The following is a 13,132-nucleotide window of genomic DNA, read 5'->3' on the forward strand; positions in this document are numbered from 1 at the left end:
TTTTGCCAAAACAGCGGCGGTATTTCTCCCTCTGATACCTACAAACCAGCAAAAAGCAAAATGGACGTTGATTTGTGGAAATTTCCCCTCATTCCTTACAACACCACGCAAGCCGGAATAGGCGGGAATTTGTGAAAATTTCTTCTCGCCCGCCCTCCACGGACAGCCTGCATATTTGCCAAACGGGAGAGGGAATTTCTTTCTATCCCCCTTTGCATGGCATAATACTGACGATTTTTGAAAATGCCAAAAATGGGCGCAAAAAAACAGGAAACCTTTTCTTGATTTCCCGTTTTGGTGTGCCGTTCTATGTAACGGCGGTTATTTAGTTTTGGTATATGGCTGTTCATCAAAGCGGAACTTGAACAGGGCAGCGACAAGCTGCTGTTTTATGCTGTCCTCGGTATCCCTGTCGATATGCCCGTTTTCAATGGCGGCAATTCGGATACGTTTGCTGTAATGCCGTAAAACCTCGTCCACGGCTTCCGGCTCTCCGCTGGTCGCCCGGACAATCGTTTCATAGGGCAAAAGATTCGGATTCCCCATGCGAAAGTACCTCCATTTTCCTTTGCAGGAGTCTTAACGTCCTGCGGATTTGATACCCGGTCGTACTCCGGCAGCGTCCGTACATTTCCCCGATTTCCTGTTGTGTATAATCTCCGAAAAAGTAAAGGAAAATGATTTCCCGATTTCTCTCCGGCAGAGATAACAGGGCGGCGGCAAGCTCCCCATTGGTGAGGATAACTGTCTGACCGCATATCGTTATGGGGTATTCTTCATAAGGTGCTTCAAAATATTCGTCCGTTGTTCCTAAAGGGTAAAATTTTTCTTCTGTGAGGTATTCAAGGGATATTTCTTTTTGTCGCCGTCTGCTCCTGTCACGCCATGCGTTGAGTGCTGCAAAGCGTATGACGGTCTTGCAAAAGCCGTTGAACGTATACATGATGTGTTCTTTGTATGCTTCGGTGCAAACTGAAAGCCCTTGTTTTTTATTTGTTGTATTTATCCGCTCTTTATTCAAAATAGGTTCTCCTTTTTTATCAGATTTTTTCTCCATATAATGCACAAAAAGTTACATTGTCTTTTGAAACATATACCGAATCTTATCTAACCGACTGTTAGGGCGGCGTGGCTGCGATACAAGCTCACCAGAAGTTTCTTTATACCCTTTTAATTCTGTAAGACAAACACTTCTTCCGTTTGTATAAAAATTCAAATCATTTTTATACTCATTGATACAGCGAGCGGGGATTTCTCCCTTAAAAATAACTTCATCATTTTCAAGTACAACTGATTCAATCACTGCACAATACTTTGGCGCATCATTGTAAGCCCGTGAAAGATATTCCTGTGGGGCAAAAAGGGTAAAGGAAAGGTATGGCTCCAAAACCTGTGTTCCTGCCTTTTTCAATGCCTGTTCCAATACAACAGGCGCAAGAAAGCGAAAATCTGCGGGGGTACTGACCGGGCTGTAATAAACTCCATAGTCAAAACAAATGCTGCAATCTGTCACTTCCCAACCATATAAGCCTTGCTCCATTCCATAACGCACACCCTCCATAACGGCATTTTGAAAACTTTGGCTCAAATAGCCAAGAGATACCTTGCTTTTATACTGGGTTCCGCTTCCGACAGGGAGTGGAGTTACAGTTAAACCAATAGACGCCCAAAATGGATTCGGCGGCACTTCAATATGAATCGTGTAAGCTGCCTTTTTTAACGGTCTTTCCAAATAAATAACCGTAGGCTCTTTCATAGCCACTCTTACATGATACTTTTCTTCCAGCAATGAACAAATAACCTCTAATTGCACCTTTCCCAAAAAAGACAGAATAATCTCACGGGTGGCGGTATCAATTTCAAAGTGCAAAAGCGGGTCTGTATCGGCAATTTCTATGAGAGCATTCAACAAGGCTTCTCTTTGTTCTGGCTCTTGTGGCTCAACGGTTGTCCGAAGTAAAGGTGTAGGATTGCCAATCCATGCTTTGCGAGGTAAAAGCTCTTCATTTCCCAAAATGTCATATATTTTTAATGTATCATCGGATAAGATAACAATTTCCCCCTGACAGGCATGGTCTGCCGAAACAATTTCGCCATTTGTTGGAATGTACATTTCTGTAATCTTTATCTTTTTCTTTTTTGACAGCAAGATTGTATCTCGTAAATGGAGCGTTCCATGATACAGGCGTAAGTAGGAAAGCCGTTTTTTCCCTTCTGTGTACTCAACCTTAAAAACATACCCACATAATTCAGATTGATTATTCTCTGTTCCCGTAACAAAAGTTTCAGTAATTACCTCAATCAATTTTTCCGTTCCTAAATTGTCTTTTGCGCTTCCATGATATACAGGAAACAAAGAACAACGTCTGGTTCTCTGGCACTTTTCAAGCTGTAATTCCCGTATGTCCAATGAATCCTCTGAAATATATCTTTCTAATAGTTCATCATTCCCGGAAATAACGGAATCCCATTTATCCAAATCAACAATGTCAGTAATATCTACCTTGGGAGATAAGATAACCTCTTGCATGACGATTATATCACTGGTAAGTTTTTCCCTGATGTTTTGATAAATACGCTGTAAATCAATCCCGTTTTGGTCTATCTTATTCACATAGATAATTGTCGGAATGTTCATTTTCTGAAGTGCATGGAATAATATTCGGGTCTGTGCCTGTACACCGTCTTTTGCTGAAACAACTAAAACAGCTCCGTCAAGGACAGATAAAGAACGATATACTTCGGCTAAAAAATCCATATGACCGGGAGTGTCCACGATATTGATTTTATAACCATTCCAGCAAAAAGAAGTAACTGCCGTCTGAATGGTAATTCCCCGCCGCTGCTCTAAAACCATAGTGTCTGTTCTTGTGGTTCCTTTATCTACACTTCCTTGTTCTGCAATCGCTCCACTGGTGTACAACAGGCTTTCTGTTAAAGTTGTTTTTCCCGCGTCTACATGGGCAAGAATGCCAATATTGATTATTTTCATGTGATTGTCCTCCCTTTACAAGCCCAAAAGGGCATAAAAATCCCCAGCAGTAAAATACTTTTACCACTGGGGATTACAGTTTGCGGACATACACATATACAGCATACACCTACTAGTGATTGCTGTTCTTTTTCAGATATGTCAAAATTGATAAGGCAAAAGTATTCTTAAATTGGGTACAAAAAACCAAGCCCCCTTATTTAGGGACATTCAAAATTCTTTGAACCCACTATTTGATTGAAGATTTATTTAAGAATACCTTGCCGCATATTTTTTACTCCTTTTTTGGAATGAAGCTATTATAGCACATCAATTTTAGAAAAGAAAGTAGAAAAAGGAAAAATACTTTGTACACCATAAGAAAGATGTAATGAGTGAGAGGTTTCGTAGTCATCGACATTGTGGGAATGTGTATAACTGGCTGCCTTATGGAGTTGTGGGTAACTCTGTTTACAGGACGTGGGAAAGCTGCATTTTAGCTTTTCCATGTGCTGTGAATAGAGTTATCCATGACGGAATAGCCTGTTATGCACATTTCCACAATGCTTGTTTTTTGGTCTTTGGTTTCTTTGCTTCGGAATAGTGTGGTGCTGGCGGTCTATCTCTTGTTTTCGGTTGCTTGCTTCTTTACTGTACATGAGCATTTGCGCCGGGGTTGTCATTGCCATAACCTTCCAGAAGGTTGATGACACCCCATACGCCAAGACCCGCCCCGATTGCTACGACCAGGGTCTTCAGAGTAGTAATTGCACTGGTAAAAAATGCCATATAAATCACCAAAACTAACTTTGCCGGGTGTAACCGGGAATGAAAAACGCCGGTAACAATACCGGCGCACCCTGTTAGTTATTCCTTTCCTCATTATTTTCCTGCTCATTCCCGTCTTCTGAAAGATCCATTTCCATCACTTCCACCTCATCATCAGATTTCGGTGAGTACTTCGGATCCAGTTCCTTTTCCACCTTAAACCGGTTCTTCTCGCTGTAATCCGCAAGGAGCCGGTAATTGGGGTGTTTGGTTATATCGTATTTGTCCGAATAGAACGGACGGACACCACGGATCTGCAGGATGCATTTCCCGCCGTCCATGACTGCGATCTCATCCTCCGTCATCAGCTGTTTCCCGGTTTTCTGGTAATTCAGCCCGAATGACTTCTGGTTGCTGCGTGTTTCCGAAGTGTTGTAAAGGTCAATCGTCTCCTTTCCCAGAAGCTCACTCATCTCTTTCAGGGTGGTCTTTTCCTTACCCCCAAGGAACAGCATCGTGTCACAATTCCCCAGAATTGTATCCGCACTATCCTTGTACATTGCCTTCAGCTGGCTCTGCGACTGCAAAATAATAGAAGCAGAGATTTCCCTGCTTCGGATAGTGGCAATCAGCTTATCAAACTGAGGAATCTGCCCGATGTTGGCAAACTCATCGCAGATAACCCGCACATGGACTGGCAGCCTGCCGCCATATTGATCATCTGCCTTATCACAGAGCAGGTTGAAAAGCTGGGACTGCAGCATGGCGATCACAAAGTTAAAGGTGGTATCTGTATCTGACATAATCAGAAACAACGCCGTCTTCCGGTCTCCCACCTTATCCAGTTCCATCTCATCATAGCTCATGATCTCCCGAAGCTCGGCAATATCAAACGGAGCCAGTCTGGCACCGCAGCTGATCAGGATAGATTTTGCTGTCTTACCTGCCGCCAGCTTGTATTTCTTATACTGACGTACCGCAAAGTGTTCCGGATTCCTTTTTTCCAGATCCTCAAACAGCATATCCACTGGATTTTTGTAATTCTCGTCATCCTCCCTGGTCTCACTTTCATTCAGAAGGTCGATCAGGGTGTTCATGTTCTTCTCGTCCTCGTCCCCTTCATACCAGATCAGGGCAATCAGTGCCGTGTACAGCAGTTTTTCTGCTTTGACCCAGAAATCCTCGGTTGCCTTTTCCCCTTCCCCTTTGGTGTTGGCAATGATAACCGTCACCAGTTTCAGGATATCTTTTTCAGTTTTCAGGTAGGCAAACGGATTGTAATGAAGTGATTTGGAAAAGTTTATAGTATTTAAAACCTTTATCACATAAGGCTCATGCACCACCTTCCCGGATTTATCTTTCACAACATTTCCATGCTTGTCTCTCTTTGGCGGTCCTTTGGCTAACATCTTCCCGCATTCTTCGATCAGTGTTCCCTTCGGGTCTGTGATGACCATGGAACAGTTCATCATCATAATAGAGACCTTTACGAAAAACCTTGTTTTTCCACTACCGGAACCGCCGATGACGCAGATGTTTTTATTTCTGGCAAACTTTGGGTTCTTCGGACGGCTCTCCATGGTAATGGATTCTGTTGCCGTCAGCGGAATGTTCATCCAGAAATCATCTGCCATAAATGGTTTGATGTCTTCCGCTGTTCCCCACCTGGCAGAACCATACTCCACTCCTTTTCGGATTTTTTTTGCATCTGCCTGTTTCTGCCAGACCAGAATCTTCACAACTGCCGCAATCCCGGCTCCCACCAGAACATCCCTGTAGTAAAGACTTGGCAGGAACCCGGTCAAAATCCGGTCAGCGTGTTCCATGGCATATAATAGTTTGTTTCCCATATCTGCCCCGGGACTTGCCCGGTACAAACAGGATGCCCTGTCTGCAAACAAAAAGATGAACAGGTACGGAAAATTGATGAGAATAAGCTTTTTCATATCCAAAGCGGACAGCGTAACTCTGGCTTTTGCTTTCAGCTTGTTGGTCAGACCCCCTATCGTGAGTTTTCTCACCGGGATACCTCCTGATGCTTATTCCTGGCTTTGCCCTTCGCCTTCCCTGCAACAATACTTCTGTATGCTGCCAGACGTTTGTGGATGGAAGGGCGGTTCGCCTTTTGGATCTCTTTCTGGGAAAATTCACGGAAAGCAGCGGTGATCGCATCCTGGTCACGTCCCTTAAAGAACACCATATAAACCGGCGGATCTTTGGTCTTATCCTTTTTCAGGGCATAATTGATCCCGTATTTCCTGGCATACCGTTCAAAAGACTTGATATTCTTGGGTGTGATCTCAATGTTCGTCATTCCGGCATTCTGCTTTGCCAGCTCCTTTACCGTGATTTTCCCCTGTTTCGGCTGATTTTTCTGTGCTTTCTTCTCAGCACTTTTCTGTTTCTGATGCCGTAGATATGCGGCAATCACTTTTTTCAGCACATCTGCCGTCATTTTTGTGGTACGCACACAAAAAGTCACCGTTTTCTGTGTTACTTCTTCCTGCATGAATTTCCCTCCTTTCAGCGTATTACGTGCTGTCCCATATTGAAATCATGACAACCACCACCTTTCCGATTATTCCTCTTCCTGATCTTCAAACAAAGCTCGGAAGTATTCTTTGCCTTTTGGAGTAATCAGCGTCTGAGAACCCAAGTGTCCATTATTAAAAAAATCCCTGACAATAAACAGGGATTCATTCTTAGGTACCGCATAAGGGAGAAGTGTACCTGACGGACTTCGATATAAAAAACTGCCTTTTAAAAGAAACTTCACGAATTTCCGTTCAGGTACTCCAATTTCTTTTGCTGTTGTTCGTATATTTGAGCATTCTCCTTTGACCATAAAGTGATCAAAATAATTTGCCTTCGGTTGAAGGTCATTAATCTGGCTCTGCAGTTCTCTATTCCTATTGTTCTCATCCAATAACCTTTGCGCAAATTCCAGAAGTATCTCCGGATTATTGCGTACACTTTCCAAAAGATCACTGGACATATATCCGCCTGTCTTTCGTATCGCTGGTAAAATTTCATCAAATACCCAACTTTCAAAACGCTGTGCAGAGGGCAGATGGCTCTTTGTAATCAGTCGATACACATCTCCTTCAGGAATAAATGTCATCGTTTGTACTCCACCAGCTGTAAGGGCGCCCTTTTTCAGGGCTCCCTTGCAATGCATGTTTATTGCATTTCTTGGTTTTGAATAACCCAGGGCAAAAGCCACATCTGTGCCACAAAATAAAAGTCTTCCCTGATCTTCAATTACCCGAATTGCACCAAACTCGGTATTATGAAATTCTGTTACTTTACATGTCGCCTGCTCCATCTTCCGATCCCCCAGTCATAAATCTCATAAAATTATCAATGATCTGATCTCTTGTCGCATTTGCCACTTCGACAATAAATGCCATAAGATACTCTGACAGATAATCGCTAAATTCATCATCATCCAGGGCTTCTCCCACCATCCATAAGTGTTCTTCGACGCAGGCAGCTTCTCTTCCGATGATATACGTAATGGATCTTGAAAAAATCGTATCTGAATAAATCAGCCATGCACAGAATATCCGGTTTAAATGAGATTCCATTTCCCATGTGTTGTCTATATTCTCCTTCATAATCTTTGCTGTCAGTGCCGCAGTTCTTTGTGCATCCCGGAGGACATTCTCCTCCACCAGGTTTCCTTCACTGTCAACAAATCCCATTGCAAATAATTCCATAAAATATTTTCTCATGTTCTAAGTCCCCTTTCTTTAACGAAATGGCATTTCCTGTTCCATTTCTTCTGGTATTTCAAATGGAATGTTTGCCCTTTTTGCAGGCTCAAATCCCTCACCACCAGATTCTCTCTTTGATTTGGATTCAGCAAATTCCATTGTATCCATAATGATTTCTGTGAAATAAGATGCGGTTCCATTTTCCTCGTTTTTTACCTGAGAGATGACCAATTCACCGCAAATCGTAACCTTTGTCCCCTTTTCCAGATACTTCTGTACAAATCCTGCGTTGCCTCCGTATGCAGTAACCATAACGACAAATGCTTTATTTGTATGGTTTCTTCTTACTACCAACGGAAACCTTGCCACTTCTGTCTCTCCCTTTTGAGTCGTGATTTCCCGGATCTCCGGAGCTTTGGCAAGTCTTCCAATTAATGTAATTGAGTTCATAAGCTTTTCCTCCTAACCTTAGCGCATTAAATGCACCAAAAAATGAGGAACGGAGTCGAACCGTTCCCCACTTACGCAGGATTTCTCCTGCAATATAGGAAATATAGTATTCGCATTTTGGCTTGTCTGTACATATACATCTGATTGTCATCATTTCAGATGACCCGGCTGCTGTATGAGCAGTCACAGTCCCCTGTTTCGGCAGAGGTCCTGCACCTTTCTGGTGGTCTCATTATAAGCTTCGCTCTTCCGTATCCGATACGGAGTCTTCGCCTGCACGAGCCGGTCATAAATCGATCCGGTAAGCCTGTTAATCAAGATGTATCAGCTCCTTTAGTTTTCAAGGTGCAGTCGGAAGAACAATGAACCTCTTTCATGTTTGGATTTTTCTCAAATCAGAGGAATTTCTCTTTGCCTTCCATATACACTGGATTGGGGATTATAAATTCGGACATGATTTTCAAAGATTTTTTGATCTGGCACATTTTCGTGCAAAGGAAAAAGAGAGCCAATGCCCTCTTTTCAAAGAATAATTCTCTTATTCAAATATGAAAGAACGTAATCCACATTGGATCAGCTCCGTACCAGTTATTATCCACATCCCTATGTTTGGAATAAGGATAAACACAGCCGCACATAGTAAATGCATTTTGACTTCCTGCCATGTATATAACTGAAACCCAACGCAACCTAACGCTGCAATTACAGCTACACCTGCAATCAAATAAAATATCCATGATGCAAGTCCCACCAAAAATATTCCAATCGTATTGATTACAGTAACTGCCAACCAAACTGGGAATGCTAAAATTCTTAAGGGTAATTTAATCAAAAAACGCAGCATTTTTAATCCCTTCCTTTCTTGCCATCAGACACATGTTTTTGATCTTACTTCATGCCCACTGGGCACAAGGTTATTCTACATCTTGCTTTATGCCCACTGGGCACAAAGTCATTAGTCATAATCTCATGGCAGAATAATTTTATCCTCCATACATATCATGACGTACCTCTGCATCATAAAACTGGTTAATTGTAACGGGTGCATTATATAAAACTGTCAGCATATACTGACGGATATTCTTTACTTTGGTGGTATTCTTGCTTAAGCTGAAAAATACATACTGTATATGCTCATACCCCACCTTCAAAAGTCTGTTCTTTACCACCTGTGCAGGCATAGCTTCCCCATTAATTTGCAGATATTTTTTTGTAGTACAAATAGCATCCAGCATCAGTTCCACCAGTTCTTCTACACTTTCTGGCTTATAACTCTGACAAAGAATGTCGTATTCGATATTGTCACAGATGATTTGACGATATGCATACCTCTCATCCATCTTATCCACATCTTTCCGGTCATGATGGATAGAAGGATATGATTCAGTCTTACTTGATTCATTATCGTTATATTCAGTATTATTACAGTTTGCTTTTGAAACTTCTTGAAGTTTATTTTTCAAACTTCCTGAGGTTTGTTTTTCAAACTTCTTGAAGTTTGTTTTTGAAACTTCCTGAAGTTTGTTTTCTAAACTTCTTAAAGTTTGTTTTTCAAACTTCTGCGTATTTACAGCGTTTTCAGGCATATTTTCTTCAAAATTGCAGGGTATCTGTTCCTCATATTCCGGATCATCTGTTTCAATCTTCATTTCTGCAGGCTCGTCTGGATATTCACGGAGGCTGAAATTCTTCACATAAATGACATTTGCTTTACCAAGCCCTAGCCTTTTCTTCTCAATCAGACCAATCCCTGTTTCCTGATCCAGTTCTTTCAGGCAGTTAACCGCTTTATTCCTTCCGCAGTTCAGCATTTCCATAATTTCTTCCACAGAAAAAAAGATATATACTCTGTCTTCCTCGTCCAGCCAGCGATTTTTTATCGAAAGCGACATCCGATCTAACATAAGACCATACAGTACCTTTGCCTCACAGGAGAGATTTTTGAAATATTCACTTGTAAACAACAACTTAGGAATCCGATAGAACTGATACATATCGCCTTCCATTCCCTGAAAATAGCTAAATGTTGCTCTAATACTCATGAATCACCCTCCCTTCTTTTTCCGCTATTTATTCTTATTACTCCATTCCTCCAGCAGCTCAATGATTACGGAACGCATCTTCTGCTCATCATAATCAGGAGTAAAATACTTGTTGATCTCATTTTGCTTTAAAGTAACGGTTCTTGCCTTTCTTTTTTCTCCCATTATCAAAAGCCGTAGGATTTCTTTCGTTAATGTCTTTTCTTCGCTTCTGATTTTTATTTTCTTCGCCTGTTCAAGACTTGGATATTTCCCTGTAGTATTATGAATCTCCTCCAGCCAGATCTGTTCGGATGGCTCCAGATATGAAAGTTCCACTCCTGTCTGGATACCCATAAGATCCTTGTCCACTGCATCCAAAATTGGTTTGCGCAGATAAGTCAGCCTGACATAACGGTACACCTGCCTCGCACTGTCGTTTCCAGCTTTACCGATGGTTTCAGCTGAAATCCCTCCGCTGACACCCTGATGGTTCATTGCCTGCATTTTCATCCTGTATGCAAACGCCTTTTCACTTGGAAGGATATGTTCTCTTTGCAGATTGCTGTCTACCATTGCCCGAACAGCATCATCATCACTCATTTCCCGGATAATGACCGGAACCTGCGTCAATCCTACAAGAACAGCTGCATGTTTTCTTCTGTGTCCGGATACAATCTCATAACCTCCCTTTTTTGATGGACGCACCAGCAGCGCAGTTAATATGCCCTGTGTTTTTATACTTTCTACCAGCTCATTCATCTCGTCATCATCGTTAACATGAAAAGGATGATTCACAAAATCCCGCAACTGACCAATTGGAATTTCCTGAATATCATCTTTTAATACTGCTCCACCAATAAGGTCATCATAAGAAGTCAATTTTATCTTCGATGCACTTCTACTCTTCATCTGAAAGCACCTCCTGAGTCAGATACTGATATGCTTCTGCAACCTTACCCCTGGGATCATGACGGAAAATACTGATCCCCTCTGCACTGATTTCAGCAGCACGGACAGAAAACGGTATATTATGAGTGAAAATACGAATCTGGCTTCCATAGGTATCGTGAATTAATTCTGTAATATCCCGTGCATAGGTTGTTCGTCTATCTACCATGGTGATCAATATTCCTTCGATGGAAAGTCCTCTGTTCAGCTGTCTTCGCACCTTACCGATTGTCCGGATCAGGTCCTCTAATCCTTTTACGGGAAGATAGGCTGCCTGAACCGGAATAAGTACCGCATCCGCACATGCAAGTGCATTGATGGTGAGCATTCCCAGGGACGGCATACAGTCGATTAATACATAATCGTACAGACCTTTCACCTGATCAATATACTGCCGGAGTACCAGTTCCCTGCTCATAAAATTCACCAATGACACTTCCATTCCAGCAAGTTCAATATTTGCCGGAAGTAAATCAATCCCCTCTTCGTGGCGAAGAATACCCAGAGAATCGTCAAATGTTTCCTCATTTACAATTTTCATAAGAATTGTAGCCAGTGTTACATTCAACTCATCCGGATTGTGATAGCCAAGACTTGCCGTCATACTTCCCTGCGGATCATTGTCTACTACTAAAACACGCTTTCCCTCTCTGGCTAGTCCCACTGCCAGATTTACACAACTGGTGGTTTTACCCACTCCGCCTTTCTGTGAACATAAAGCCAGTACCTTGCAGCCATTACTTACTGTTTCTTTCATTGTCTTTTTCCTCCCACAAATATTTTGATCCCTTCAGCATCCACAGCATTGCATCTAAAAATGCAAGAAATCTTTCCGTCATGCTTTCCATCCCCTGCTCCGATAAGGCAGGGCTGTCCTTTTTTATGTCTTTGGACACTTCTTCAAGGACGGTGTACATTTCACGAGCCTCTGATCTGAGAATTTCCAGATTCTCCCGTTTTCCCACCACACAAACATGGTTATAGATACAGGAGCGGACAATATAATCCTGCTTTTTCATGCCACTTGCCTTTACCCTTTCATTGATGACCTGCTGTTCATAAGGTGTAACCCGGAATGCAATTGTCGGTTTATTGTGTTTCCCATGTCTGTCACTTGCCATTTCAAAGTACCTCCATTTTTGAATTATCATATTTTTTCAAAGATTTTCTAACCATTGACACCATCCCCTTCTAATTCACTGTTATTCTTATACTTTTTATCAAGAAGCCCTGCCAATTTGCTCTGGGTTGAAGGATACAGATGGGAATAGGTATTTAATGTTGTTTCTACCTTTTCATGTCCCAGACGTTCTGCGATCTCCAGCGGAGCAACTCCCATATCCACCAGCATACTGGCATGGGAATGCCTGAGATCGTGCAAGCGAATTCTTTTTACTCCCGATTTTTCAATTCCGTTGACCATACAATGTTCCATATATGATTTTGTAAAACGAAACAGCCTTTCGTGCTTCATAATTCCGTACAGATGACTGCAGTACTCTTGAAATTCCTCAACCAGAAAATCCGGAAGTGTAATTACCCTGATACTTTTTGGTGTTTTCGGTCTGGTAATCACATCCTTTCCTTTTAATCTCTGATAAGATTTGTTGACAGAAACCGTTTTTTCCTCAAGATTGATATCATTATAAGTTAAAGCCAAAAGCTCCCCGATTCTCATCCCCGTCCAGTACAGAAACTGAAATGCCATCTTCGCCTCCGGTTTATCATCTACTGTTTCGAGAAAAGTCTCGAATTCATCCTGCATCCAGAAGTCCTTCGGCTCTCCTTTGCTTTTCCCGATACTACCTGCTTTCCTGCAAGGATTATCTTTCAGATTGTAATACCGCACAGCATAATTAAAAATTGCCCCCAGCTGGCAGTTGATCGTTTTCAGATATGTCTCAGAATAATTCTGCTTCAACAACTCGTTCTGCCAGTTTCTGATATCTGCAACTGTAATCTCACTTAAGACCTTATGCTCAAAATATGGTTTGATTTTCAAATCAATGATATAACGTTTTGTGTACATGGTATTTTCACGCAGCCGGACTTCCATATCTTTGTAATATAGCTCAAGGAAATTACCAAACTCGATCTCAACACTCTGCGTTTGCTGCTGAAGGAAATCCCTCTCCCACTCTTTTGCTTCTCCCTTGGTCCGAAAGCCACGTTTCTGTTTTCTCTTCCGGTTTCCCTGCCAGTCCTTGTAATACACCTGTACTTTCCAGTTTTTTCCTTCTTTATATACTCCCATT

At 42.0% G+C, this 13,132-nt stretch carries 16 protein-coding genes; 1 reads left to right on the top strand and 15 read right to left on the bottom strand.

Translation table 11 applies throughout. The annotated features are described in order from the left end of the window. The first annotated feature begins 131 nt into the window (after nt 1-131). A complete protein-coding gene (locus tag BLCOC_RS24745; RefSeq protein WP_103242227.1) occupies nt 132-329 on the top strand; it encodes a hypothetical protein in 198 nt (65 codons plus the stop codon). On the opposite strand, the gene BLCOC_RS24750 is transcribed toward BLCOC_RS24745, so the two are convergent. From BLCOC_RS24750 to BLCOC_RS24825, 15 genes are all read right to left on the bottom strand, one after another. Then, on the bottom strand, nt 322-546 hold the full coding sequence (locus BLCOC_RS24750) for a helix-turn-helix domain-containing protein (RefSeq protein WP_103242226.1): 225 nt from the start codon (nt 544-546) through the stop codon (nt 322-324). The two genes, BLCOC_RS24745 and BLCOC_RS24750, sit on opposite strands and share 8 nt — an antisense overlap. Continuing rightward, nucleotides 518-943 carry an RNA polymerase sigma factor gene (locus BLCOC_RS24755; protein ID WP_103242240.1) on the bottom strand — a complete coding sequence of 142 codons (426 nt, stop codon included), beginning with the start codon at nt 941-943 and terminating at the stop codon, nt 518-520. Before BLCOC_RS24755 ends, BLCOC_RS24750 begins: the two co-directional genes overlap by 29 nt. Before the next feature lie 129 nt (nt 944-1,072). After that, nucleotides 1,073-2,992, bottom strand: a complete 1,920-nt coding sequence (tet, locus tag BLCOC_RS24760) for a TetM/TetW/TetO/TetS family tetracycline resistance ribosomal protection protein (RefSeq protein ID WP_115623684.1) — start codon at nt 2,990-2,992, stop codon at nt 1,073-1,075. A 627-nt stretch (nt 2,993-3,619) separates the two neighbouring features. Then, nucleotides 3,620-3,760 (bottom strand): Maff2 family mobile element protein, encoded by a 141-nt coding sequence (locus tag BLCOC_RS24765; RefSeq protein ID WP_115623685.1) that lies wholly within the window; start codon nt 3,758-3,760, stop codon nt 3,620-3,622. A 74-nt stretch (nt 3,761-3,834) separates the two neighbouring features. After that, nucleotides 3,835-5,685, bottom strand: a complete 1,851-nt coding sequence (locus BLCOC_RS24770; RefSeq protein ID WP_242999103.1) for a VirD4-like conjugal transfer protein, CD1115 family — start codon at nt 5,683-5,685, stop codon at nt 3,835-3,837. Nucleotides 5,686-5,756: 71 nt separating this feature from the next. Beyond that, the gene (locus tag BLCOC_RS24775) at nt 5,757-6,248 is read right to left on the bottom strand and encodes a PcfB family protein (RefSeq protein WP_115623687.1); all 492 of its coding nucleotides are present in this window, start codon (nt 6,246-6,248) and stop codon (nt 5,757-5,759) included. A gap of 69 nt (nt 6,249-6,317) precedes the next feature. After that, entirely contained in the window at nt 6,318-7,064 is a 747-nt protein-coding gene (locus BLCOC_RS24780; RefSeq protein WP_115623688.1) for a BRO family protein, read from the bottom strand. Then, entirely contained in the window at nt 7,045-7,473 is a 429-nt protein-coding gene (locus BLCOC_RS24785) for a hypothetical protein (RefSeq protein WP_115623689.1), read from the bottom strand. Before BLCOC_RS24785 ends, BLCOC_RS24780 begins: the two co-directional genes overlap by 20 nt. Before the next feature lie 18 nt (nt 7,474-7,491). Beyond that, entirely contained in the window at nt 7,492-7,905 is a 414-nt protein-coding gene (locus BLCOC_RS24790; RefSeq protein WP_115623690.1) for a single-stranded DNA-binding protein, read from the bottom strand. Between the two features lie 538 nt (nt 7,906-8,443). Next, the gene (locus tag BLCOC_RS24795) at nt 8,444-8,749 is read right to left on the bottom strand and encodes a hypothetical protein (RefSeq protein WP_115623691.1); all 306 of its coding nucleotides are present in this window, start codon (nt 8,747-8,749) and stop codon (nt 8,444-8,446) included. 139 nt (nt 8,750-8,888) lie between these two features. Then, complete coding sequence (locus BLCOC_RS24800; protein WP_115623692.1) at nt 8,889-9,947, bottom strand: DUF6017 domain-containing protein; 1,059 nt, start codon at nt 9,945-9,947, stop codon at nt 8,889-8,891. A 24-nt stretch (nt 9,948-9,971) separates the two neighbouring features. After that, nucleotides 9,972-10,838 carry a ParB/RepB/Spo0J family partition protein gene (locus BLCOC_RS24810; RefSeq protein WP_115623693.1) on the bottom strand — a complete coding sequence of 289 codons (867 nt, stop codon included), beginning with the start codon at nt 10,836-10,838 and terminating at the stop codon, nt 9,972-9,974. After that, nucleotides 10,828-11,634: a ParA family protein gene (locus BLCOC_RS24815; protein ID WP_115623694.1), complete on the bottom strand. Its 807-nt coding sequence runs from the start codon at nt 11,632-11,634 to the stop codon at nt 10,828-10,830. The genes BLCOC_RS24810 and BLCOC_RS24815 overlap by 11 nt, the downstream gene beginning before the upstream one ends. Beyond that, nucleotides 11,615-11,998 carry a plasmid mobilization protein gene (locus tag BLCOC_RS24820; protein ID WP_115623695.1) on the bottom strand — a complete coding sequence of 128 codons (384 nt, stop codon included), beginning with the start codon at nt 11,996-11,998 and terminating at the stop codon, nt 11,615-11,617. The genes BLCOC_RS24815 and BLCOC_RS24820 overlap by 20 nt, the downstream gene beginning before the upstream one ends. A 47-nt stretch (nt 11,999-12,045) precedes the next feature. Further along, nucleotides 12,046-13,131 carry a site-specific integrase gene (locus tag BLCOC_RS24825; RefSeq protein WP_115623696.1) on the bottom strand — a complete coding sequence of 362 codons (1,086 nt, stop codon included), beginning with the start codon at nt 13,129-13,131 and terminating at the stop codon, nt 12,046-12,048. Between the last annotated feature and the right edge of the window lies 1 nt (nt 13,132).

The sequence above is a fragment of the Blautia coccoides genome, from assembly GCF_034355335.1.
In the GTDB taxonomy this organism is placed as follows: Bacteria; Bacillota; Clostridia; order Lachnospirales; family Lachnospiraceae; genus Blautia; species Blautia producta.